The 23,368-nt window shown below is 71.3% G+C and carries 19 protein-coding genes; 7 read left to right on the top strand and 12 right to left on the bottom strand.

Features of this window, described 5'->3' with window-relative positions:
• Entirely contained in the window at window positions 1-1,083 is a 1,083-nt protein-coding gene (locus OAW74_RS03015) for a 1-deoxy-D-xylulose-5-phosphate reductoisomerase (RefSeq protein ID WP_262872851.1), read from the bottom strand.
• A 38-nt stretch (window positions 1,084-1,121) separates the two neighbouring features.
• Window positions 1,122-2,096: an FKBP-type peptidyl-prolyl cis-trans isomerase gene (locus OAW74_RS03010; RefSeq protein WP_262872850.1), complete on the bottom strand. Its 975-nt coding sequence runs from the start codon at window positions 2,094-2,096 to the stop codon at window positions 1,122-1,124.
• Between the two features lie 115 nt (window positions 2,097-2,211).
• On the opposite strand from OAW74_RS03010, the gene OAW74_RS03005 reads away from it, so the two are divergent.
• The 3 genes from OAW74_RS03005 (at window position 2,212) to glpK (ending at window position 6,295) form a co-directional block, all read left to right on the top strand.
• Window positions 2,212-3,006 carry a lysophospholipid acyltransferase family protein gene (locus OAW74_RS03005; protein ID WP_262872849.1) on the top strand — a complete coding sequence of 265 codons (795 nt, stop codon included), beginning with the start codon at window positions 2,212-2,214 and terminating at the stop codon, window positions 3,004-3,006.
• 77 nt (window positions 3,007-3,083) lie between these two features.
• Entirely contained in the window at window positions 3,084-4,796 is a 1,713-nt protein-coding gene (locus OAW74_RS03000) for a glycerol-3-phosphate dehydrogenase/oxidase (protein WP_262872848.1), read from the top strand.
• Complete coding sequence (gene glpK, locus OAW74_RS02995) at window positions 4,781-6,295, top strand: glycerol kinase GlpK (protein WP_262872847.1); 1,515 nt, start codon at window positions 4,781-4,783, stop codon at window positions 6,293-6,295. The genes OAW74_RS03000 and glpK overlap by 16 nt, the downstream gene beginning before the upstream one ends.
• Before the next feature lie 10 nt (window positions 6,296-6,305).
• Here glpK and OAW74_RS02990 read toward each other — a convergent pair whose 3' ends face one another.
• The gene (locus OAW74_RS02990; protein ID WP_262872846.1) at window positions 6,306-6,764 is read right to left on the bottom strand and encodes a GNAT family N-acetyltransferase; all 459 of its coding nucleotides are present in this window, start codon (window positions 6,762-6,764) and stop codon (window positions 6,306-6,308) included.
• 115 nt (window positions 6,765-6,879) lie between these two features.
• On the opposite strand from OAW74_RS02990, the gene OAW74_RS02985 reads away from it, so the two are divergent.
• Complete coding sequence (locus OAW74_RS02985; protein ID WP_262872845.1) at window positions 6,880-8,244, top strand: HNH endonuclease signature motif containing protein; 1,365 nt, start codon at window positions 6,880-6,882, stop codon at window positions 8,242-8,244.
• 92 nt (window positions 8,245-8,336) lie between these two features.
• On the opposite strand, the gene OAW74_RS02980 is transcribed toward OAW74_RS02985, so the two are convergent.
• Window positions 8,337-8,807 carry an OsmC family protein gene (locus OAW74_RS02980; RefSeq protein WP_262872844.1) on the bottom strand — a complete coding sequence of 157 codons (471 nt, stop codon included), beginning with the start codon at window positions 8,805-8,807 and terminating at the stop codon, window positions 8,337-8,339.
• A 50-nt stretch (window positions 8,808-8,857) separates the two neighbouring features.
• Here OAW74_RS02980 and OAW74_RS02975 point away from each other — a divergent pair, with 50 nt between their 5' ends.
• A complete protein-coding gene (locus OAW74_RS02975) occupies window positions 8,858-9,847 on the top strand; it encodes an asparaginase (RefSeq protein ID WP_262872843.1) in 990 nt (329 codons plus the stop codon).
• 33 nt (window positions 9,848-9,880) lie between these two features.
• The gene (ald, locus tag OAW74_RS02970; RefSeq protein ID WP_262872842.1) at window positions 9,881-10,996 is read left to right on the top strand and encodes an alanine dehydrogenase; all 1,116 of its coding nucleotides are present in this window, start codon (window positions 9,881-9,883) and stop codon (window positions 10,994-10,996) included.
• A 3-nt stretch (window positions 10,997-10,999) separates the two neighbouring features.
• Here ald and OAW74_RS02965 read toward each other — a convergent pair whose 3' ends face one another.
• The 7 genes from OAW74_RS02965 to OAW74_RS02935 all read right to left on the bottom strand — a co-directional run bounded on the left by OAW74_RS02965 (window position 11,000) and on the right by OAW74_RS02935 (window position 21,919).
• A complete protein-coding gene (locus tag OAW74_RS02965; RefSeq protein WP_262872841.1) occupies window positions 11,000-12,541 on the bottom strand; it encodes an APC family permease in 1,542 nt (513 codons plus the stop codon).
• Window positions 12,542-12,572: 31 nt separating this feature from the next.
• On the bottom strand, window positions 12,573-15,368 hold the full coding sequence (locus OAW74_RS02960; protein WP_262872840.1) for an FtsK/SpoIIIE domain-containing protein: 2,796 nt from the start codon (window positions 15,366-15,368) through the stop codon (window positions 12,573-12,575).
• Window positions 15,369-15,435: 67 nt separating this feature from the next.
• Entirely contained in the window at window positions 15,436-16,218 is a 783-nt protein-coding gene (locus tag OAW74_RS02955) for a PP2C family protein-serine/threonine phosphatase (RefSeq protein WP_262872839.1), read from the bottom strand.
• A 51-nt stretch (window positions 16,219-16,269) separates the two neighbouring features.
• Complete coding sequence (locus OAW74_RS02950) at window positions 16,270-18,240, bottom strand: ABC transporter ATP-binding protein (protein ID WP_262872838.1); 1,971 nt, start codon at window positions 18,238-18,240, stop codon at window positions 16,270-16,272.
• Window positions 18,237-19,970: an ABC transporter ATP-binding protein gene (locus OAW74_RS02945; protein ID WP_262872837.1), complete on the bottom strand. Its 1,734-nt coding sequence runs from the start codon at window positions 19,968-19,970 to the stop codon at window positions 18,237-18,239. Before OAW74_RS02945 ends, OAW74_RS02950 begins: the two co-directional genes overlap by 4 nt.
• Window positions 19,971-20,074: 104 nt before the next feature.
• Window positions 20,075-21,064, bottom strand: coding sequence for an aldo/keto reductase (locus OAW74_RS02940; protein WP_262872836.1), 990 nt, complete (start codon window positions 21,062-21,064; stop codon window positions 20,075-20,077).
• A 21-nt stretch (window positions 21,065-21,085) separates the two neighbouring features.
• Window positions 21,086-21,919, bottom strand: a complete 834-nt coding sequence (locus OAW74_RS02935; RefSeq protein ID WP_262872835.1) for a large exoprotein — start codon at window positions 21,917-21,919, stop codon at window positions 21,086-21,088.
• Between the two features lie 130 nt (window positions 21,920-22,049).
• Here OAW74_RS02935 and OAW74_RS02930 point away from each other — a divergent pair, with 130 nt between their 5' ends.
• Window positions 22,050-22,520 (top strand): DUF4282 domain-containing protein, encoded by a 471-nt coding sequence (locus tag OAW74_RS02930; protein WP_262872834.1) that lies wholly within the window; start codon window positions 22,050-22,052, stop codon window positions 22,518-22,520.
• A gap of 43 nt (window positions 22,521-22,563) precedes the next feature.
• Here OAW74_RS02930 and OAW74_RS02925 read toward each other — a convergent pair whose 3' ends face one another.
• A complete protein-coding gene (locus OAW74_RS02925; protein WP_262872833.1) occupies window positions 22,564-23,313 on the bottom strand; it encodes a YaaA family protein in 750 nt (249 codons plus the stop codon).
• Between the last annotated feature and the right edge of the window lie 55 nt (window positions 23,314-23,368).

Raw genomic sequence — 23,368 nt, 5'->3', positions numbered from 1 at the left:
CTATTGAGCCGCGATGCGCGCGTCGGCCGCGCGGCGCGCCCACGCCTCTGCGTCGGCGAGGCTCTCGCGCGTGAGCGCTGCAGGCGCCTCGTGCCCGTCGACGACCGCCTCGACGGTGTCGAGGATGCCGAGATAGTCCAGACGCCCCTCGTGGAACGCGTCGACGGCCTGCTCGTTGGCGGCGTTGAACACCGCGGGGTAGGTCGCACCCGCGCGCCCGACCTTCTTGGCGAGCCGCACGGCGGGGAAGGCCTCGTCGTCGAGCGGCTCGAAGGTCCAGGTCGCCGAAGTGCTCCAGTCGAGCGGCACCCCCACGCCGGCGACCCGGTGCGGCCAATCGAGCCCCAGCGAGATCGGCAGGCGCATGTCGGGCGGTGACGCCTGGGCGATGGTCGACCCGTCGATGAACTCGACCATCGAGTGCACGATCGACTGCGGGTGCACCGCCACGTCGATGCGGTCGTAGTCGATGCCGAACAGCAGATGCGCCTCGATCACCTCGAGGCCCTTGTTGACGAGGGTCGACGAGTTTGTCGTGACGACCCTGCCCATGTCCCACGTCGGGTGCGCGAGGGCTTCGGCGGGGGTGACCGCCGCGAGCTGGGCGCGGGTGCGGCCGCGGAACGGCCCGCCGGATGCCGTCAGCACGAGCCGTCGGACCTCGTCGGGCGCGCCGGAGCGCAGCGCCTGGGCGATCGCGGAGTGCTCCGAGTCGACCGGCACGATCTGGCCGGGCGCCGCGAGGCGGGTCACGAGGTCGCCACCGACGATGAGCGACTCCTTGTTGGCCAGAGCGAGCGTGCGCCCCGTCTCGAGCGCTGCGAGGGTCGGGCCGAGCCCGACCGAGCCGGTGATGCCGTTGAGCACGACATCGGCGTCGACGTCCCGCACGAGCTGCTCGGCCTCGACCTCGCCGAGCGCCGTGTCGGCGACGCCGAACTCGGCGGCCTGCGCCTGCAGCATCCGCCCATTCGACCCCGCCGACAGCCCCACGACCTCGAACCGGTCCCGGCGGGTGCGGATGACGTCGAGGGCCTGCGTGCCGATCGAACCGGTGGAGCCGAGGATCAGAACGCGACGCATGGACTCAGCCTAGGCGCCGACGCGCGGCGCCCCGCAGGTCACTGCGAGACGGCGCGCTGGGTCGCGAGGATGTCGACGACGAAGACGAGGGTCTCGCCGACCAGGTCGTCCTCGTTGATGTCGCCCTCGCCGTAGCCGTCGGCCGGCGGGATGACGGCGATCACCTGGGAGCCGACCTTCTGACCTTCGAGGGCCTGCTTGAAGCCCTGCACGACGCCGGTGGTCGGGAAGGCGGAGGGGGCGCCGCGGTCCCACGACGAATCGAAGACCGAGCCGTCGGACCACTTCACGCCGGTGTACTGCACGAAGACCGTGTCGCCTTCCTTGACGGTGGCGCCGTCGCCCTGCTTCAGCTGGGCGATCTCGGTCTTGCTGGGCGGGTCCTCGCCCTCGGGCAGGGTGACCGTGGGGGCGCCGTCGTCGGCGAGTTCGACCGTGGGGAAGCCGTCGGTCGGCGCGACGTCGTCGCCGGTGGCGACCGTCGGCAGCTTCTCGACGCCCTGGGCGACGAGAACGACCGACGTGCCGTCGTCGCCGAACGCGGAGCCGGGGATCGTCAGCGCCGCCGTCGAGCCGAGCGGCTCGCACTCGAGGGCCGCGACGAAGACCGAGTAGCTCGACGCATCGAGCAGCATCGGCACCATTCCACTGTCGTCGGGAGAGGTCACAGTCGAGTCCTCGAGCAGTTCGCCGCTCGCGCCGTCGAAGAACTGGTACGCGCCCGAGACGAGGTCGCCGACGTACAGGTCGTCACCGGTTCCCTCGGTCACCACGGTGCGCTGGATGTCGGCGAACGCCAGGCCCTCGGGCACCGACGCGTCGAGCTCTGGGGCCTCGCCCGCCACCGTGATCTGGTCGGAGTCGTCACCGGGCTGCGCGTCGAGCAGGCACGACGAGTCGGTCGCGGTCGGAGTGGGGGTGGCCTCGGCATCCGTCGACGATGCGGAGCAGCCCGCGAGCACGAGCACCGACAGCGCGGCGAAGGAAAGGACGGCGAGGGGGCGGGTGCGCACGAGAAAGACCTCTGGATGGGAGACGGGGAGACTCCATCTTCCCGCATCTTTCCTCTCTTCGCGCTGAGAAAGCACTATGCCGCGGCGGGCATGAGTTCGGGAGTACCCTCTACGGGTGACTTCAGAGGAGACGCCCGAGGCGACCCCGGCCGACGAGAACGCGCCGGCAGAGCCCGAGACTCCGCTCAAGCGCCCCGGTTTCACCTACCGCCTCGGCCGCATGGTGCTCGCCCCGCTCGGGCGCCTCATCTATCGCCCCCGGATCGAGGGCAAGGCGAACGTGCCCAAGACCGGCCCGGTGATCTTCGCGAGCAATCACCTGTCGTTCATCGACTCGATCGCCATTCCGGTCGCCTCGCCGCGCCCCGTGCAGTTCCTCGCGAAGTCGAGCTACTTCGACGGCACCGGCTTCTCGGGGTGGGTCAGCCGCGAGTTCTTCACGGCGATCGGCGCCGTTCCCGTGCAGCGCGGCGCCGGCCAAGCCGCTCTCGACGCCCTCGACCAGCAGCGCCAGCTGCTCGAGCAGGGCAGCGCCGTCGCGCTGTACCCCGAAGGCACCCGGTCGCTCGACGGACGCCTCTACAAGGGGCGCACGGGGGTCGCCTTCCTCGCACTGCAGACGGGAGCCCCGGTCGTGCCGGTGGGGCTCATCGGCACCGACAAGGCCATGCCCGTCGGCGCGAAGCTCCCTTCGCTCAGCGCCAGGGTGACGGTGCGCTTCGGCGAGCCGATCGACGTCTCGCGTCACGGCCCGGCTTCGTCGGGCAAGGCCAGGCGCCTGGCCACCGATGAGATCATGGCCGCGATCCACGCCCTCAGCGAGCAGGAGCTCGCGGGCGTCTACAACGAACCGCCCGCACACACCCCGATCGAGCGCATCAGGCAGGCACTCCCCCACGAACGTCGCTGAACACCCGCCTGTCGCCTTGCACGAGGCGGCGTCTTCGGCTTCGCTGGCAGTGACAGGCGATGCGGGGTGGTGACGAGATGGCGAGCGCTCAGCGCCCGGAGGTCGATGCCCTGCGCGCCCGCCCACGCGCCGACGTGCTGATCGTCGGCGGTGGCATCAACGGCATCGCGACGTTCCGCGATCTCGCGCTGCAGGGTGTCGACGTCGTGCTCGTCGAGCGCGGCGACTTCGTGTGCGGCGCGTCGTCCGCCTCCAGCCACATGGTGCACGGCGGCATCCGCTACCTCGAGAACGGCGAGTTCCGCCTCGTGAAGGAGGCCGTGCAGGAGCGCAACCGGCTGCTGCGGCTCGCGCCGCACTACGTGCGACCCCTCGAGACCACGATCCCGATCTTCACGACGTTCTCCGGCATCCTCGCCGCCCCCTTCCGCCTCCTCGTGACCCACGGCCGCGGGCGGCCGCGCGAACGCGGCGCGCTGCTGATCACCGCAGGCCTCCTGATCTACGACCTCTTCTCGCGCGACGGCGGCTCGGTGCCGCGCCATCGGCTGCGCTCGCGGGCGCGCTCACTGCAGGAGCTGCCGCACCTGAACCCCCGTATCCGCTGCACGGCGACCTATTACGACGCGTCGATGCGCGACCCCGAGCGGCTCGCCCTCGACGTGCTGCACGACGGGGTGGCCGCGGGCGCGGGGCGCGCGAGGGCGGTCAACTACGTCGCGGCGGTCGGGGCCGACGACGATGCCGGCACCGTGCGGCTGCGCGACGACCTCACCGGCGAGGAGTTCGACGTCTCGGCGCGGGTCGTGGTGAACGCGAGCGGCCCCTGGACCGACCTGACCAATGCGGCGCTGGGCGCGCCGACTCGCTTCATGGGCGGCACGAAGGGCTCGCACATCGTGCTCGACCACCCGGAGCTGCTGGCGGCGACCGGCGGCCGGGAGCTCTTCTTCGAGCACTCCGACGGGCGCATCGTGCTCATCTATCCGCTGGCGGGGCGCGTGCTGGTGGGCACGACCGACGTCGACGCCGATCCCCGAGACCACATCGTGTGCACCGACGACGAGGTGGACTACTTCTTCGACCTCGTCCGCCACGTCTTCCCCGCCATCGAGGTCGACGCCTCGCACATCGTCTACGCGTTCGCCGGCATCCGTCCCCTCCCCCGGCACGACGACACGGCGCCGGGCTTCGTGTCGCGCGACTACCGCATCGAGCACGCCCGCCGAGGGCGGCTCGAGGTGCTGAGCCTGGTCGGCGGCAAGTGGACGACCTTCCGCGCCCTGGCCGAGCACCTGAGCACCCGCGCGCTGGAGGTGATCGGCCTCGGGCACCGCGTCAGCACGGCGGGCCTCGCCATCGGCGGCGGGCGCGGCTTCCCCCGCACCGCGCGGGCGCGCCGGGAGTGGGTGCTCGCGCACGCGCACGGCCACGAGCCGGCGGTCGCCGCCTCCCTTCTGGAGCGCTACGGCACACGGGCGGCCGAGGTGCTCGCCGCGATCCCGGTCGGCGCGGCTGAGCTCGACGCGGTGCCGGGGTACTTCGCCGCCGAGATCGCGCACCTGGTCGCATCCGAGCAGGTGGTGCACCTGTCGGATCTCGTGCTGCGCCGCACCTCGATCGCGTTCTGCGGCGGGGTGACCGAGCGGATGCTGCGACAGCTGGCCGACGCGGCGGCCGACGCCGCGAGCTGGGACGATGAGCGCGTGCAGTGGGAGGTGGCCGACACGATCGAGGTGCTGCGCCGCGACCACCGCGTGGAGATGGAGCATTCGTGGCAGAGCACGTGATCGCGATCGATCAGGGCACGACTTCGACCAGGGCGATCGTGTTCGATCGAGCGGGGCGCATCGTGGCGAACGCGCAGAAGGAGCATCGGCAGATCCTCCCTCGCCCGGGGTGGGTCGAGCACGACCCCGAGGAGATCTGGCTGAATGTCCGCGAGGTCGTGGGTCTCGCGCTCGCCCGCGCCGGCCTCACGCGCCACGATCTCGCCGCCATCGGCATCACCAACCAGCGCGAGACCGCGGTGGTGTGGGACCGGCGCACGGGCGAGCCGGTCTACAACGCCATCGTGTGGCAGGACACGCGCACTCAGCCCATCGTCGACCGCCTTGCCGCAGACGGCGGGGTCGACCGGTTCGCCGACGACGTCGGACTGCCGCTGGCGACCTACTTCTCGGGCACGAAGATCGCCTGGATCCTCGAGAACGTCGAGGGGGCGCGCGAGCGCGCCGAGGCCGGCGAGCTGCTCTTCGGCACGACCGACACCTGGGTGCTGTGGAACATGACCGGCGGCACCCGGGGCGGCGTGCACGCGACCGACGTGACCAACGCATCGCGGACGATGTTCATGGATCTGCGCACGCTCGACTGGCGCGACGACATCCTCGACGCCTTCGGCGTGCCGCGCTCGATGATGCCCGAGATCCGCTCGTCGAGCGAGGTCTACGGGGTCGCCCGCAGCTCGTCGCTGCTGCGCGAGACCCCGATCTCCGGCATCCTCGGCGACCAGCAGGCGGCGACCTTCGGCCAGACGGCGTTCGACGCCGGCGAGACCAAGAACACCTACGGGACCGGCAACTTCCTCATCTTCCAGACCGGCGAAGACATCGTTCGCTCGCGCAACGGGCTGCTGACGACCGTGGGCTACAAGCTCGGCGACCAGCCCGCGCACTATGCGCTCGAGGGCTCGATCGCCGTCACGGGATCGCTCGTGCAGTGGCTGCGCGACCAGCTCGGCTTCTTCTCGCGCTCAGAGGAGATCGAGCAGCTCGCCCTGGGAGTGCCCGACAGCGGCGGCGTGTTCGTCGTGCCCGCCTTCTCCGGCCTGTTCGCCCCCTACTGGCGCCCCGACGCGCGCGGCGCGATCGTCGGGCTCACCCGGTTCTCGAACAAGGGACACATCGCTCGGGCGGCGCTGGAGGCGACGGCGTTCCAGTCGTCCGACGTGCTGCAGGCGGTCGTCGCCGACGCCGGCGTCGAGCTCTCGGAGCTGCGGGTCGACGGCGGCATGACCGTCAACGATGCGCTCATGCAGTTCCAGGCCGACATCCTCGGCGTTCCCGTCGTGCGCCCCGTCGTCGCCGAGACGACGGCACTCGGTGCCGCCTACGCGGCAGGGCTCGCGGTGGGGCTGTGGTCGGGGCTCGACGAGCTGCGCGAGAACTGGCGCGAGGACCGCCGCTGGGAGCCTTCGATGGACCCGGAGGAGCGCGATCGGATGCTGCGCCTCTGGCACAAGGCCGTGCACAAGTCGATGGACTGGGTCGACGCCGACGTGCGGTGAGGTTTCGCGGTCAGGTGGGCGTCAGTGCGCGCGACCAGGCGACCTCACGGCCCAACTGACCGGTCCGTCGGAAGAGCCGCACCTGATGCGTGTCAGGCAGCGCGTCGGCGAGCGCCTCGCGGTCGGCGGCCGCGAAGCCCAGGCTCTGCCAGAACGGACCGGACCTCCGGCTGAAGAGCCACGCCGTCGTCGCCCCCTCCTCGGCCGCTCGGTCGAGCGCGAATCGCGCGAGGGCGCTCCCCCGACCACGCAAGCGCTGGGTCGGGCCGACGGCGACGCTGCGGATCAGCACATGGCGGCCGTCACCGCTGAGCTCGTAACCGGTGCTGCCGACGATGTCGCCGCGTGCGTCGCGCTCGGTCCACAGCCTGACGTCGGGCGCATCCAGACCGCTGAGCGTGAGGTCGACCTCGCCGAGGAACGCGGTGAGCGCCGCGACGTCCTCCTGGCGGATCAGCTCGAGACGCATAGAACCAGTGAAGCACGGGTGCCCGATTCCTCCCCAAGGGTGTGGATTCGGCGAATTGCCCCCATATCATACTTTCGTTCTCCGAGTGTCGGGAGTGGTGCCTACTATCGAATGTATGACCACTCCGCTCGCTGATATCGCAGACCTCGCGCTGCGTGCCGACGCGCTGTCGGCGGGCGGGTGCGCGGGGATGGATGCGGGCACGCTGATGCAGTTGACCGATCTGCTGGGTCAGATCCGCCGCAAGACCGACGCCGCCCAGGCCCCGGTCGCGGCGGAGCTCGCCCGGCAGTCGCGGCCCGAGTTGGGGTCGGACTCGTTGGCGAAGAAGCAGGGGTTTTGCAACGCGACCACCCTGATCGCGGCGACCACCGGCACCACGATCGGGGATGCGGTGCGGATCGTGCAGGTCGGCGAAGGCACCGCCCCGCGGATGCAGCTGTCGGGGGTTGCCGGGCCGGCGAAGCACCCGCAGGTCGCGGAGGCGCTGGCGGCGGGGCGGATCGGGGCGCCCGCTGCGGCGGCGATCATGGGCCTGCTGGACCGGGTCGCCCTCCGTGCCGGCGCCGACGCGATCGCGCAGGCCGAGCAGACCCTGGTCGACCAGGCGCCCGGATTGACGTTGAACGATCTGAACCGGGTGCTGCTGCGCGCCGAAGCGTGGCTCGACCCCGACGGCGTCGCACCCCGCGAAGAACAACTGCGTGCCGACCGGTACCTGCACCTGCACGAAGACCGCACCGGGATGCTCGTGTTCAGCGGGAAGGCCGACCCCGAACACGCCGCCCCCATCAAAGCCGTCGTCGAAGCCCTCGTCGGAGCCGAGCTGAGGGCCGCCCGCGACCGGGAACAGGCGGCCGGGGTCGGGCTGGGCGGCGGGGAGCCGGATGCGGTGCGGCGCAGCATCCCGCAGATGCAACTCGACGCCCTCGCCCAGGTGTGCGCGCATCTGCTGGACTGCGACGACAAGAACCTCCCCACCGGCGGCGCCACCGTCGTCGTACGACTCACCCTCGACGACCTGCAGAACGGCACCGGCAGCGCCACCATCGACGGGCTGTCCGCTCCGATCTCGGTGTCCACCGCCCGCCGGATGGCCGCCGCCGGCGGGATCATCCCCTGCGTGCTCGGCGGTGACAGCGAGATCCTCGATTGGGGACGCCGCAAGAGACTGTTCACCCGCACCCAACGCCTCGCCCTCGCCGAACGCGACGGCGGCTGCGCCAAATGCGGCGCACCCCTCACCCACACCCACGCCCACCACATCAACTGGTGGACCCGCGACCACGGCAACACCAACCTCCACGAAGGCGTCCTGCTCTGCGACAGCTGCCACCACCAGATCCACGACTCCGGCTGGGAGATCCGCATCACAGGCACCGGCACCGACGCCGAAGTCTGGTTCACCCCACCGGTCTGGATCGACCCGACACAGACCCCACGCCTCGGCGGCCGAAAACGCTACAGCTTCGCAGCCTGAACGCACCGCGCTCAGGCCGCGAGTGCTGCGCCGCCCGTGTCGGCCACCTCGCCGCGACCGCTTCGCCTGCCGCACTGACCGCGCGATCGCGGCTACCGCGCGACCACGACCGCCTCGTGCCGCACCGGGAAGTTCACCGAGTTCGCGATGAAGCACCACGCGTTGGCCTGAGCGTGCGCGGCCTCGGCCGCCTCGACCATCGACGCGTCGGCGACGGTGACCCTCGGGCGCAGCACCACCTCGCGGAATGCCCCACCGCCTCGGCCGTCTTCGACCATGACGCCACTGGCCTCGTCGACGTAGTCGACCACGACGACACCGGCCGACACGCAGGCGTGCAGGTACGACAGCAGGTGGCATTCGCTGAGGGCCGCCAGCAGCAGGTCTTCGGGGTTCCACTTCGCGGGATCGCCGCGGAACGGCTTGTCGGCGGATGCCAGCAGGTCGGGCTTGCCGGCGACTGCGACCGTGACCGCCCGGTCGTAGTCGCGATAGCCGCTCGTTCCCGTGCCCCGGTCGCCCGTCCACGTCGTGCGCAGCGCATAGCGGTGTTCCCCCAGCATCCGCCCAGTCTGTCACGGTCGACACGCGCCGCCGGCGATAGGCTGGCGGGGTGCCGCAGACCTTCACCGCCGCCGACGCCGTCGAGCTCGCCGTGGTGGAGCGCAGCGGCTTCGTCGAGTCGCGGCACATCGGCTCGGCGCTCGTGCTCGACCCCGACGGCATCGAGGGGCAGCGCCTCGGCGATGTCGAAGCCCCCATCCTGCCTCGGTCGAGCCTCAAGCCGCTGCAGGCCCTCGCCTGCCTCACGGCCGGCGCCGCACTCGACGGCGAGCGCCTGGGTCTTGCCACCGCCAGCCACTCGGGCACCGACCGGCACGTCGCCGTCGTGCGCGACATCCTCGACTCCGCGGGCCTCGACGAGCGCGCCCTCGCGTGCCCTCCGGCATGGCCGGGCGACACGGCGACGCGGGACGCGATGGTGCGCGAAGGCGCCGAGCCCCAGCGCATCCGCATGAACTGCTCGGGCAAGCACGCCGCGATGCTCGCCGCGTGCGTCGCCTCCGGCTGGTCGACCGACGGCTACCTCGACCCCGCGCATCCGCTGCAGCTGCACATCCGCGAGGTCGTCGAGCGCCTCATCGGCCAGAAGGTCTCGGTCATCGCGGTCGACGGATGCGGCGCGCCCGTGCCCGCGATGAGCCTCACCGGCCTCGCGAAGGCCGTGCACCGCATCGGCACGTCGTCTGAGCGGTCGCCGTTCGCCCTGCATCGCAGCGCGGGAACGCTCGTGCGGGCCGTGCGGGAGAACCCGTGGACGATCGACGGCCCCGGCCGCGACGACACCGTCGTGATCGAGCGGCTCGGCGTCTTCGCCAAGGGCGGGGCCGAGGGCGTGCAGATCATGGTCGCCCCGAACGGCACGACCGTCGTGCTGAAGACACTCGACGGCAGCATGCGCGCCCGCACGGTCGTCGCGCTGCGACTGCTGGAGCTCTCCGGCGCGCTGTCGGCCGCCGATGTCGCAGCCACGCTGCAGGAGCTTACGCTGACCATCACCGGCGGCGGAAAGGATGTCGGGGCGATCCGCCCCGCCTTCTAGGCCCTCACGAGGGGCGGAAAGGAAGAACGATCGATGAAGATCAGCGTCCCCACCGAGATCAAGAACAACGAGTACCGCGTCGCCCTCACCCCGGCGGGCGTGCACGACCTCGTCGCCGCCGGCCACGAGGTGCTCGTGCAGCGCGGCGCGGGCCTCGGCTCGTCGATGCCCGATGCCGAGTACACCGCCGCGGGCGCGACGCTCGTCGACGATGCCGCCGACGTGTGGGCGCAGGCCGACCTGCTGCTCAAGGTCAAGGAGCCGATCGAGGCCGAATACGGCTTCTTCCGCGACGACCTCGTGCTCTTCACCTATCTGCACCTCGCCGCCGACCGACCGCTCACCGACCGCCTCGCCGCCTCAGGCGTCACGGCGATCGCCTACGAGACCGTGCAGCTCCCCGGCGGCGGACTGCCGCTGCTGGCCCCCATGAGCGAGGTCGCGGGGCGCCTGGCCCCCATCGTCGGAGCCTCGACCCTCATGCGCTCGGCGGGAGGGCTCGGGCTGCTCATGTCAGGCGTGCCCGGCACGCGGCCGGCCGCCGTCACGGTCATCGGCGGCGGGGTCGCCGGCGCCAACGCCGCCTACATCGCCGCGGGCATGGGCGCCGACGTCACGATCTTCGACACCAACATCGCCCGACTGCGCTTTCTCGACGACCACTTCCAGGGGCGCATCAAGACGGCGGCGTCCAATCCGCTCGACCTCGATCGCGCCGTCGTCGGCTCCGACCTCGTCATCGGCTCGGTGCTGATCCCCGGCGCCAAGGCGCCCAAGCTCGTCACGAACGACATGGTGGCGCGGATGCGGCCGGGTTCGGTGCTCGTCGACATCGCGGTCGACCAGGGCGGCTGCTTCGCCGACACCCACCCCACGACCCACGCCGACCCGACCTTCACGGTGCACGACACCGTGTTCTACTGCGTCGCGAACATGCCGGGAGCCGTGCCCAACACCTCCACCTCGGCGCTGACCAACGCGACCCTCCCCTACATCCGCCAGATCGTGCGGCTCGGCTGGCGCGACGCGCTGCGCGCCGACCCTGCTCTGGCAGCAGGACTCAACACCGTGGGCGGCGCCGTCGTGAACCCCGGCGTCGCCGCAGCCCACGGCATCCCGCTCGGCTCGCTCGCCGACGCGCTGGCCTGATCGTCAGACCAGGCCTCCGTCGACCGAGCGGTAGTACTCGCCGCCCTCCTCAGGCACGAGCACGGCCGTCTCGCGGTTGAGGCTCTCGCCGTGGAAGAAGGGCTTCGACCGGGGTAAGAAGAACCAGATCAGCATGAGCACGACGCCCACCAGCAGCGCCCCGATGCCTACGACGAAGGTGCCGCCGATGCCGAAGATCACCGTGTAGCCGTAGTCGACGGCCCACATGTCGATCGCCGACTGCACGAACGCATACGTCAGCATGAGGGCTCCCAGCAGCGGCAGCAGCCCCTTGTAGGCGAAGTCGCGGCCCGACCGGAAGAGGTCGGCACGGTAGTACCAGACGCACGCGTAGCCGGTGATGGCGTAGTAGAACGCGATCGCCAGGCCCAGCGACAGGATCGAGTCCTGCAGGATGTTGTCGCTGACCAGCGTCATGCCCACGTAGTAGCAGACCGCCACGGTGCCGCCCACGAGGGTCGAGAACGACGGCGTCTTATACATCGGGTGCACGTCTTTGAACTTCGCCGGCAGTGCGCGATAGACGCCCATCGCGAGCGTGCCGCGGGCGGTCGGCAGGATCGTCGTCTGCGTCGACGACACCGCCGAGATCAGCACGGCGACCACGAGCAGCCAGCCGAAGGGGCCGAGCAGCCCGTCTTTGATCGCGAGGAAGAAGTCGTCGGCATTGGCCTCGTTGCCCAGGCCCACCCCTTCTTCGCCGAGTCCCGCGTACATCATGGCCGCGATGGTCACCGCGACGTAGGTGAACAGCAGGATCACCGTCGTCAGCAGCGCCGCCCGCCCCGGGATGCGCTTGGGGTCCTTCGTCTCCTCGTTGAGGGCGAGGCACGTGTCCCAGCCCCAGTAGATGAACAGTGCCAGCAGCACGGCCTCGGTGAATCCGTGCCAGTCGGTGAACCCGAACGGGTTCAACCAGGCCCAGTCGAAGGGCGTCGGGTTGGGCGCGGTGCCGGAGAAGAACTGCCACAGCGCCGTGACGACGAAGACGACCAGGGCCAGGTACTGGATGCCCAGCAGCACGTTCTGGATGCGTTCGCCGATCTCCACTCCACGCCAGCTGACGTAGGTCATGACGGCGATGAACAGCACCCCGACCAGGATGATGCGCCAGTCGTTGTTCTCGAACTCGAGGCCGAAGATGTCCCAGAAGTAGATCGAGGCGATCTGCGCCAGGTTGGCGAGCACGACCATGCCCGCCACCGCGACGCCCCAGCCGCCCATCCAGCCCACCCACGGCCCGAACGCCTTGGTGCCCCACGTGAAGGTCGTGCCGCAGTCGGGGATCTCGTTGTTGAGCTCGCGGTAGGCGAAGGCGATGAACAGCATCGGCACGAACGCGATGATGAAGGCGATCGGCGCCTGCGCGCCGACGGCCAGCACGACCCAGCCGAGGGTCGCCACCAGCGAGTAGACGGGGGCGGTCGAGGCGAGCCCGATGACGGTCGAGCCCCACAGCCCCAGCGTTCCGGCTGCCAGCCCCTTGCCGTCGGGTCGGTCGAGGTAGATCGGCGACGTTGCCATACCGCGACCGTAGAACCGGCGCACGACCCGGTCAAGCACCACCCGCGAGACGCACCCGCTCGGCCGCTCCGCCGGCGCGGTGCAGCCACGCCCGGCCTCGGCCGGGCGCGCAGTACGGCGGCAGCATCCGCTCCCCGGTGAGAGCGCGGTAGTCGGCGGCGCACGCCGCATCGACCACGAGCTCGTGCTCGGCGCGCAGGTCGCCGAGCACCCGCCATTGCCGGTGCCACTGCTCGGGGTCGCCCACGACCACGAGCACGTCGGGGGTGCTCGGCAGGCCCACGGCGAACTCGTCGGGGGTCGCCAGCGCGACCCCCGCGGCGACCCAGCCCTCCAGCACGGCCTGTGCACTCGCGCCGCGACGCATCACGACGGCGGCGACGGCGTGTCGGGGCATCCACTCGGGAGGCTCGGGCACCTCACGGGGTGCGGCCACCTCTGTCGCGACCGCCACCTGCACCTCGGCCGTGCCCCAGAGCCCCCGCCCGGGCGGCCGCGCCTCGGCGAAGCGGGCGGCGTCGCCGCCGGCGGCCACATGATCGACGCGCGAGCCGGTCGCCAGCACGAAGCGGTGCGGCAGCAGTTCGGCGATACGGGCCGCGCGCCCCGTCAGCCGCTGCGCGGCGGCGACCACGAGCAGTCCGGCCGCGCCGGCGCCGCGCACCACGCGCTCGAGCCGCTCGATCAGCTCGTGCGCGTAGTCCGGAGGGAGCCCCGCGCCCACGGCGTCGAGATCGTCGACCAGCAGCAGGGTGCCGGGCGCCGGCGCGCGCTCATCGAGCGCGGCCACGGCATCCCAGACGCCCTCGCCGTCGGCGGGCACCCACACGGTGCGCTCGGCTTGCTCCGCGAGCGTGCGCAGCGCCGTCGACTTGCCTGCGCCGCCACACCCGACGATGAGCACGCCTCGGCTCTCCTGGCCGATCACGAGCGGATGCTGCCGCTGCCGCTCGGGTTCGTCGACGAGTCCGAGCATCAGGTCGCCGTGCCCGGTCGCCGCTTCGGGGTGGGCGCGCAGGTCGGCCAGGGTCAGCTGCTCCGGCAGCGCGGGCAGCCACGGGCGGTGCGGCCGCGGTCCGCGGTGCGCCGCGCGCACCGCGGCCACGTCGTCCGTGGTCGACAGTGCGACCCTCAGCTGCTGCGGCGCGCCGTCGGCGGCGCGCCGCAGCAGCGCCACCCCACGCCCGGTCGCACCGCCGTCGAGCCGGGCCGCGGCATCCGTGCCGATCACCGCCCTGCTGTCGGCGGAGTCGGTCACCCGCAGGCTGATCCGCAGCGGAGAGTTGGCCAGCAGCGCATCGCCGACGACGCCCGTGATGCGCTGAGTGCCGAGTACGAGGTGCAGTCCCAGCGCTCTGCCGCGCGCGGCGATGTCGCAGAAGAGCGCCGTCAGCGACGCGTGCGCCGCCACCAGGGCGGCGAACTCATCGACGACGACCACGAGGCGCGGCAGCCCGACCCGCTCGTCGTCGATGTCGCGCGCGCCGCATCGTGCGAGCTCCGCCTCCCGGCGTCGCAGCTCCGCCCGCAGGCTCTCGACGGCGCGCAGCGCCCCCGCCTCGTCCAGATCGGTGAGCACGCCGGTGACATGCGGCAGGTCGGCGAGAGCGGCGAACGCCGCTCCGCCCTTGAAGTCGGCGAGCAGAAAGCTCACCTCCGAGCTGTCGTGCGCGGCCGCCATCGCGAGCACCCACGACACCAGCAGCTCGCTCTTGCCCGAACCGGTGACGCCCGCCACGACCGCGTGGGGCCCGTCGGCGACGAGGTCGACCGCCACCGGCTCGCCGCGGTCGCGCCCGAGCACCGCACCGAGCACGCCGTGCGCCGTGTGCGCCCTCGGCAGATCGCGCAGCATGAGGGTCTCCACCGGCGCCGCCTGCGCGAGCGCCACGGCACGCGCGGCGAGGTCGGCCGCCACGGCCGCCGCCTGTCCGGCGCTCAGTGCCTCCACGGCGACCTCACGCACCTCGCCCTCATGATCGAGCAGTGCGCGATCGGGTGAGACCACCGTGAGCACGGCACGGCAGCGCGGGGGTGGCGGTGCGTCGCCGGGGATGCCCACCAGCAGCGCACCGGCGGCCGTCGGCACGGAGTCCCCGGGAAGTGCGACCGCCAGAGTCGCGCGGCCAGAGGCCCCCTCGTCGCGGCCCGCTGCTGCCGCGTGCGGCAGCAGCCGCATCCACCCGCCATCGGCCGAGGGCGCGGCCTCGATGCGCAGCTCCGCCGGCGGCACCGCGAGGCACCGCTCGAGGGCGAGGGCACGCACGACCCCGGCGACGAGCACGGCGCCGCCGCGCACCGCGACGCCGTCGTCGAACGGGACCGTCACGGGGGCCCGCTCGAGGGTGCGGGCGCGCAGGCGCAGCGCCTCGGTCTCTGCATCCGCGCCGCCTCCCCCGATCTGCACCGCGCTCGGCACGGCACCCACCCCCACCCGCCAGTGCGCCGCCCGCCCAGGCACGGCGCGCCAGATGTCACCGGGATGACCGGCGAAGGCCCGCACATCCGGATGCCGCCGCTCGCACGCACGCCGCTCGGCGCTGTGACGTGCGTCGAGGGCATCGGCGACCTCGGCACGCGCCGTCGCCGCGTCGATGCGGTGTCTGCGGCCTTGGCGCCGCACGGCGCGGGCTCCGTCGGCCACCGTCGCGAGGGCGATGAGCGGCCCGAGGGCGGCCAGCAGCAGCATGAGCGCGCTGCCGGTCGCCAGCCACAGCACGACGGCTCCCGCGACGGGAGCGAGAGCGGCCAGCAGGGGGAAGCCCGTCCGCGGCGGCGGCGTCCACGGATCGGGAAGACGCAGGGGCTCGTCGTCGGCAGTGCGCATCGCCCCAGCACACACCCGCGCCGCCACGCCGCGACGGCGCGCGGCGGCATCCGTGGAGGATGAAGGGTCAGTCGCTGACGGGGGAGGAACCGGCCACGTCGAGAACGATGATCGTGATGTTGTCGCGGCCGCCGTTCTCGAGCGCCGCCTCCATCATCGCGTCGACGGCCGCCGCGGGGTCGGCGTTCTCGTCGAGGAAGTGCCGGATGCCGTAATCGGTGAGCTCTTTGGTCAGCCCGTCCGAGCAGATGACGAAGCGGTCGCCGTCGACGACGTCGAGTCGCACGTAGTCGGGCGTGACGCTGTCGCTCGGCCCGACGGCGCGGGTGATCACGTTGCCGTAGGGGTGGTTCTCGGCCTCTTCGGGGCTGAGCTTGCCCGACGCGATGAGCTCCTGCACGACGGAGTGGTCGGTGGTGACCTGCACGATCGTGCCGTCGCGCTCGAGATAGACCCGCGAGTCGCCGATGTTGAGCGTGACCCAGTGCGCCTGGTCGCCCGCGGTGTCGAGGAACACCCCGGTCACGGTCGTTCCGGTGCCGTCGTCGGTGACGTCGGGGCGCGCCGCGATGTCTTTGACGGCGCGGGCGAGGGCCTTCTCGATCGCCTTCGCGTTGACCTGCCCGGCCTGCACCACCGAGCGCAGCCGGTCGATCGTGCTCGTGCTGGCGATCTCGCCGCCGATGTGCCCGCCCATGCCGTCGGCCACGACGAACAGCGGATAGCTGGCGAGCACCGCGTCTTGGTTCGCCTCACGGCGCCGACCCGTATGGGTCGCCGCGGCCCACGAGAGTGTGATCGTGGTCCCGTGCGTCGAGACCTCGCGGCTCTCGGTCGTCACGTCGGACACGCCTCGTCCTCCAGGTTCAGGGGTCGCGCCAGGAAGTCGCGTGCTCACATCCTAGTGGACCGGGTCGGGCTCGCCTTCGACCGGCGCTTCGAACTGCGCGTTGTACAGGCGCCAGTAGGCCCCGCGCGCGGCGAGCAGGCTGTCGTGATCGCCCTGCTCGACGATCGAACCGTGCTCCATCACCAGGATGAGGTCGGCATCGCGGATCGTGGAGAGCCGGTGGGCGATGACGAACGACGTGCGGTCCTGACGCAGGCGCGACATCGCGCGCTGGATGAGCAGCTCGGTGCGGGTGTCGACAGAGCTCGTCGCCTCGTCGAGGATCAGCAGCCGCGGGTCGGCGAGGAAGGCGCGGGCGATCGTGACGAGCTGCCGCTCGCCGACCGAGAGGTTGGTGGCCTCGTCGTCGAGCATCGTGTCGTAGCCGTCGGGCAGGGCATGCACGAACCGGTCGACATAGGCGGCCGTGGCGGCCTCGACGATCTCCTCCTCGCTCGCGTCGGGACGCCCGTAGGCGATGTTCTCGCGGATCGTCCCCGAGAACAGCCACGTGTCCTGCAGCACCATGCCGGTGCGCGAGCGGAGGTCGGCACGGGTCATGCGTCGCGTGTCGAGACCGCCGAGCGAGATGCTCCCGGCATCCACGTCGTAGAAGCGCATGATGAGGTTCACGAGGGTCGTCTTGCCCGCGCCGGTCGGCCCCACGATCGCGACCGTGCTGCCGGGGTGTGCCTGGAGGGCCAGGTCGTCGATCAGCGGCTTGTCGGGCGAGTAGCGGAAGGCGACGGAGGCGAAGTCGAGCTCGCCCGCGGAGGGGTCGACGGTCTCTGCCGGGTCTGCGTCGGGGGTCTGCTCCTGCTCGTCGAGCAGCTCGAAGACGCGCTCGGCGCTGGCGATGCCCGACTGCAGCAGGTTCGCCATCGAGCCGAGCTGGCTCAGCGGCTGAGTGAACTGGCGGGAGTACTGGATGAAGGCCTGCACGTCGCCGATCGACATGAGCCCGTTCGCCACCTGCAGCCCGCCGACGACGGCGATCGCGACGTAGACGAGGTTTCCGATGAACATCATCGACGGCATGATGATGCCCGAGATGAACTGCGCCCCGAAGCTGGCCTTGTAGACCTCCTCGTTCTCGCCGCGGAAGTCCGACTCGACGGCACGCTGGTGGCCGAAGACCTTGACGACCGAATGGCCCGAGAAGGTCTCCTCCACGCGCGCGTTGAGCACGCCGGTCGCCGCCCACTGGGCGACGAACAGCTTCTGCGAGCGCTTGGCCACGACGACGGTGACGACGATCGTGAGCGGGATCGTCACGAGCGCGATGACGGCCAGCAGGGGCGAGATGACGAACATCATCACGAGCACGCCGATGACCGTCAGCAGTGACACGACGACCTGCGAGAGCGTCTGCTGCATCGTCTGGCCGATGTTGTCGACGTCGTTGGTGACGCGGCTGAGCAGCTCACCGCGCTGCACGCGGTCGAAGTACGACAGCGGCAGTCGGTGGATCTTCTCCTCGACCTGGATGCGCAGCTTGTTCATCGACCGCTGCACGACGCCGTTGAGGATCCGCGCCTGCAGCCAGCCGAAGATCGCGGCCAGCACGTACACCGTCAAGACGATGAGGAGGATGCGACCGAGGGCGGCGAAGTCGATGCCGGCGCCGGGGGTGAACTCCATCGGCGCGAGCATGTCGGCCTGCTGCTGGTTGCCCGAGGCGATGAGGCCGTCGATCACCTGCTGCTTGGTCATGCCGTCGGGCACCTGCAGCGAGATGAAGCCCGCGAAGACCAGGTTCGTGCCTTCGCCCAGCAGCTTGGGTCCGAGCACGTTGAGGGTGACGCTGAGGGCGCCCAGCACGACGACGAGCACGAGCAGCGCACGCTCTGCGCGCATGGTGCCCAGCAGCCGCTTGGCGCTCGGCCCGAAGTTCTGCGCCTTCTCGCCGGGAGGGGCGACCGAACCGGGACCGCCGCGAGGGCCGCGGCCGGGAGCGGGCCTGCCCGCCTGTGCGCCGCTCATGCCGCCTCCTCCGCCGCGAGCTGGGACTCCACGATCTCTCGATACGTCGGACAGGTCTCGACGAGGTCGTCGTGGGGACCGAGCCCCACGATCCGGCCGTGGTCGAGCACGACGATCTGATCCGCGTGCCGGATGGTCGACACGCGCTGTGCGACGATGACGCGCGTGGAGTCGGGAAGGCTCGTCTCGAGGGCCCGGCGGAGGGCCGCATCCGTGCTCAGATCGAGGGCCGAGAACGAGTCGTCGAACACATAGATCTCCGGCCGCTTCACCAGGGCGCGGGCGATCGCCAGCCGCTGGCGCTGACCGCCGGAGACGTTCGTGCCGCCCTGGGCGATGGGTGCTGCCAGCTGCTCGGGCAGCGACCGGACGAAGTCGGCGGCCTGCGCGATCTCCAGCGCCTCCCACAGATCGGCGTCGGTGGCCTCGGCGGCGCCGTAGCGCAGGTTCGAGGCGATGCTGCCCGAGAACAGGAACGCCCGCTGCGGCACGAGCCCGATGCGGCGCCAGAGTTCGTCGGGGTCGTAGTCGCGCACATCCACGCCGTCGACCCGCAGGGCGCCTCCCGTCGCATCGAACAGCCGCGCGATCAGACCGATGAGGGTCGTCTTGCCCGACCCCGTCGAGCCGATGATCGCCGTCGTGGTGCCCGCCTCGACCGAGAACCGCAGGTCGTGCAGCACGGCGTCCTCGGCGCCGGGGTAGGCGAAGTCGACCCCGTCGAACTGCACCTTGCCGACCGGAACGGGCGGTGCCACGGGGTCGGCCGGAGCCTCGACCGAGGGCTCGGTCTGCAGCACCTCGCCGATGCGGTCGGCGCACACGGTGGCGCGAGGGATCATCACGAACATGAAGGTCGCCATCATGACGCCCATGAGGATCTGCATGAGGTAGTTCAGGAACGCGAACAGGGTGCCGATCTGCACGCCCTCGTCCTGCACCTGGAAAGCCCCGAACCAGATCACCGCGACCGAGGAGAGGTTCATGACGAGCATGACGGCCGGGAACATCAGCGCCATGAGGTTGCCCGCTCGCAGCGCCGTCTCCATGACGTCGCCGCTGGCGCCGGCGAACCGTGCCCGCTCCTGGTCTTCTCGCACGAAGGCTCGGACGACGCGGATGCCGGTCAGCTGCTCGCGCATGATCTGGTTGACCCGGTCGATGCGGGCCTGCATCTGGCTGAACGCCGGCACCATCCGCACGACGATGAGCGAGACGATCAGCAGCAGCACCGGCACCGCGACCGCCATCAGCCACGACAGCCCGACGTCCTGGCGCACCGCCATGATCACGCCGCCGATCGCGAGCATGGGCGCCGACACCATGACCGTCGCCGACATCTGCACGAGCATCTGCACCTGCTGCACGTCGTTCGTGTTGCGCGTGATCAGCGAAGCTGCGCCGAACTGCCCGACCTCGCGCTGCGAGAAGGCGACGACGCGATGGAAGAAGTCCGACCGCATGTCGCGCCCCATGCCCATCGCGAGCCGTGACCCGAAGTACACCGCCACGATCGAGCAGATCACCTGAACGAGGCTGACCGCCAGCATGACTCCGCCGGTGCGCCAGATGTAGTCGATGTCTCCGGTGACCACGCCGTTGTCGATGATGTCGGCGTTGAGCGTCGGCAGCATGAGCGAGGCGATGGACTGCGCGAGCTGGAAGACCACGACAGCGGTGATGAGAAGCCACGCCGGGCTCAGATAGCGCACGAGCAGACGGCCGAGCACGCGGTCCCCCTTCCGGCGACCCATCCGGGCCGCACGAAACCCGACGCTACGCCTGTCGACGCGCGCGGGCCACCGCGACGCGATCCGCTCTCAGCGAACCGGGTTCACACCTGCGCGCCGGGGTCGGCCGGCAGCGGCAGCAGCGCGTCGATCTCGGCGAGGTCGTCGGCCGTGGGCGTCCAGGCGCTGCCCGCGGCGGCGTTCGCACGCACCTGCTCCGCGGAGGTCGCCCCGGCGATGACGCTGGAGACGACCGGATGCGACAGCATCCACCCGTACGTCGCCTCGAGCATCGTGATGCCCCGTTCGTCGCAGAAGCGCTGATACGCCTCCAGTGCGTCCCACGGCGCGTCTTCCCACACATGCCGGCGCTGCCGCATGATGCGCGAATCCTGCGGCGCGCTGTCGCGGCTGAACTTGCCTGTCAGCAGGCCGTTGTGCAGCGGGAAGAACGGGAAGAACCCGAGCCCGTAGCGCTCGGCCGCCGGCAGCACCTCGCGCTCGGCCGCGCGGGCGAGCAGGCTGTAGTGGTTCTGGGCGGAGACGAAGCGGATGCTGCGGCGCTCGCGCGCTGTGAACTCGGCCTCGGCGATGCGCCAGCCCTCGAAGTTCGAGTGGCCGACGTAGCGCACCTTGCCCTCGCGGACGAGGTCTTCGAGCGCGTCGAGGGTCTCGTCGATCGGGGTGTGCGCGTCGGGCGTGTGCAGTTGGTACAGGTCGATCCAGTCGGTCTGCAGGCGCCGGAGCGACGCCTCGACCGCGCGTCGCACGTAGGTGCGCGACCCGCGGGCCGAGCCGGGGATCCCCGCGGGGAACACCGAGTGCCCGAACTTCGTCGCGAGCACGACCTCGTCGCGACGCCCCTTGAGCGCTTCGCCCATGAGGGTCTCCGAGAGCCCTGGCTCTCCCCCGTAGATGTCGGCGGTGTCGAGGAACGTGACGCCCGCGTCGATGGCGCCATCGATCACGGCGCGGGTGCCCTCGAGTGATTCGGTGCGGGTGCCGGGGCGGCCGAAGTTGTTGCAGCCGAGGCCGACGGCCGACACGAGCAGGCCGGATGCGCCGACGCGGCGCAGGGGGATCTCCGAAGTCATCCCCCCACGCTACCGGCGCCCTCAGACCTTGGGGGCAGGCGGCTCCTCGGTCGGCGGGCTCGCGGCGGGCGGCTCGGTCGGCGGAGCCGGAGGTGCCGCGGGCGGGGCAGGAGGCTCGGTCGGCGGCGCCGTCGGCGGGGCAGGAGGCTCGGTCGGCGGAACCGTCGGCTGCGTCGCGGCGGGCGGAGCCGGGGGCTCTGCGGCGGGCGGAGCCGAGGGCGGAGCGGCAGGGGGCTGCGCGGCGCCGGGTGCGGGCGGAGGCTGGTATCCGGGAGGGGGCGGCTGGTAGCCGGCCGGCGGCGGATAGGCGCCGGGGTTCGTGACGGGGTTCGGCGGAAAACCACCCGCCGGCACCTGGCTCGGCACGCCCTCCCACACCGTCGAATCGGAGAGGAACGAGTTGCCCGCCCACGGCGCGGCCGGGACCGACGTGTTCCACCGCGAGCGGTCGAACGCGAGGATGCCGAGCCACACGAACGGCAGGAAGAAGTAGAGGATCAGCCAGACGGCCTCCTTCTGCAGCTTCAGCCCCACGCGCCAGGCTGCCAGGAGCGACACGACCTGCACGAGCAGGAACAGCAGCGCATTGAGCCCCGGCACCCACGAGAACACGATCGCCACGCCCCACGCGATGAGGATCAGCCAGGGGCTCAGGTCGCCGAGCTTGGAGAAGACCATGTAGTTGTACACGGGGACCCACGCGCGCCACCTCCCCTGCACACCGGCCTTGTCGAACACCTTCATGAGGAACCAGGCCGTCACGACATAGACGGCGATCGCCACGATGATGCCGAACACGGTGAAGAACGCGAAGAACGCCAGCGCGGCGCCCGACGAATAGTCGTCGTACTGCATCCGAACCTCCCGGGTCGAGCGGCGCACGGCCGCATTGGCGCCATGCTAGCCATCCACGCGGCCCGCTCACCAGCCTCTCGCCTCGGCACGGTGCGGTGGATAGCCTGAGACCCGACCCGAAAGGACCCCGATGAGCGACACCACCCCGACTCCCCCGCCGCTGCCACCGCGCTCGGCCGAGGAGGCAGCGCGCGCCGCCCAGGCCCCCACCGCCCCGACCGCCGACATCGACGACACGGGTGTTCCCGCCGCTCTCGCCGACGATGCGCTCGAGGTGGGGCGAGGTTTCTTCGCCGCACTCTTCGACGTGTCGTTCCGCACGTTCATCACGCGTCGCCTGGCCAGCGTCTTCTACATCGTCGGGCTCGCCGTCATCGCGATCGGCTTCATCGTCTACTTCGTCACCGGCATCGTCAACGCGATCGGGCTGCTCTGGTACAACGTCGGCGGCGGCATCTCGCTGATCGTGTCGACGGTGATCCTGGTGCCGCTGATCACGTTCCTCGCGATCATCGTGCTGCGGTTCGTGATCGAGGCCGTCGTGGCCCTCATCGCCATCGCCGAGAACACCCAGCGCACCGCCGACAACACCCGCGACTGACCCGACAGTCCCCATCGAGGTGAGCGCGCCGCAGTCGCGGCACTCAGACGACGAGTTCGAGCTCCCCCGCCGCACCGTCGCGCAGGCGCACCCCGGCGGCATCCGCCCAGCGCAGCAGTCCGGCGCGACTCGAGACGCGCGGCCGATCCTGCGCCAGCCGGCGCACGAGCTCGCCCTTGGCATGCTTGTTGAAGTGGTTGAGCGCACGCACGGCACCGTCGGCACCCTCCGTCACCACCCGCACATAGGCGGACGGCAGCGTCGCCGGCACCGGCCCGAGCGCGACGTAGGCCTCGCTGCGCAGATCGAGCACGAACCACGGCGCAGCACTCGCGAATGCGGAGGTCACCGCATCCGCCCACAGCTTCTTCAGCGCCGGCAGCCCGGGCAGCCGCACGGCCGCACCGAGCCGGTACGACGGGATCGCATCGAGCGCCGAGACCGGCCCGAACGGCGCCGAGTGGATCAGCACGTGCGCGCCGAGCCAGCGGCGCGCCGCGGAGTCGAGCGTGGCGGCATCGAGCGCGTCGAACAGCACGCCGGTGTAGCGATCGACCGCGGGCATCGTCGGCGCCGCAGGCAGCGCCGCGTTCACGGCCACCTCGCCGCGCTGCGTGGCGCCGAGCTTGAGCACGCGCGCCGCCTCATCGGCATCGGCCGACAGCGCGACGAGGGCGGAGACCACGGCGGTGCGCTGCGGCGCGAGCTCGGGCAGGGCGAGCCCCGCGGGGTCGAGGCGCGCCCCGGCCCCGCCGGCGCGCTTGGTCTCTGAGGGGGGAAGGAGGATCAACATGTTCCGCAGAAGCGAGAAACCACACCCGGCGTCTGCCGGATGTGGTTTCTCGAGG

The sequence above is a fragment of the Microbacterium fluvii genome (assembly GCF_025515205.1).
Taxonomy (GTDB): Bacteria; Actinomycetota; Actinomycetes; order Actinomycetales; family Microbacteriaceae; genus Microbacterium; species Microbacterium fluvii.
This window is presented reverse-complemented; position numbering and strand designations above follow the sequence as displayed.

Coding starts and splice junctions, on each gene's coding strand:
- OAW74_RS02965 (WP_262872841.1), bottom strand. CDS start 12,541: ATGGCAACGTCGCCGATCTACCTCGACCGACCCGACGGCAAGGGGCTG.
- OAW74_RS03015 (WP_262872851.1), bottom strand. CDS start 1,083: ATGCGTCGCGTTCTGATCCTCGGCTCCACCGGTTCGATCGGCACGCAG.
- OAW74_RS02985 (WP_262872845.1), top strand. CDS start 6,880: ATGACCACTCCGCTCGCTGATATCGCAGACCTCGCGCTGCGTGCCGAC.
- OAW74_RS03000 (WP_262872848.1), top strand. CDS start 3,084: ATGGCGAGCGCTCAGCGCCCGGAGGTCGATGCCCTGCGCGCCCGCCCA.
- OAW74_RS02950 (WP_262872838.1), bottom strand. CDS start 18,240: ATGAGCGGCGCACAGGCGGGCAGGCCCGCTCCCGGCCGCGGCCCTCGC.
- OAW74_RS02940 (WP_262872836.1), bottom strand. CDS start 21,064: ATGACTTCGGAGATCCCCCTGCGCCGCGTCGGCGCATCCGGCCTGCTC.
- ald (WP_262872842.1), top strand. CDS start 9,881: ATGAAGATCAGCGTCCCCACCGAGATCAAGAACAACGAGTACCGCGTC.
- OAW74_RS02980 (WP_262872844.1), bottom strand. CDS start 8,807: ATGCTGGGGGAACACCGCTATGCGCTGCGCACGACGTGGACGGGCGAC.
- OAW74_RS02990 (WP_262872846.1), bottom strand. CDS start 6,764: ATGCGTCTCGAGCTGATCCGCCAGGAGGACGTCGCGGCGCTCACCGCG.
- OAW74_RS02935 (WP_262872835.1), bottom strand. CDS start 21,919: ATGCAGTACGACGACTATTCGTCGGGCGCCGCGCTGGCGTTCTTCGCG.
- OAW74_RS02930 (WP_262872834.1), top strand. CDS start 22,050: ATGAGCGACACCACCCCGACTCCCCCGCCGCTGCCACCGCGCTCGGCC.
- OAW74_RS02960 (WP_262872840.1), bottom strand. CDS start 15,368: ATGCGCACTGCCGACGACGAGCCCCTGCGTCTTCCCGATCCGTGGACG.
- OAW74_RS02925 (WP_262872833.1), bottom strand. CDS start 23,313: ATGTTGATCCTCCTTCCCCCCTCAGAGACCAAGCGCGCCGGCGGGGCC.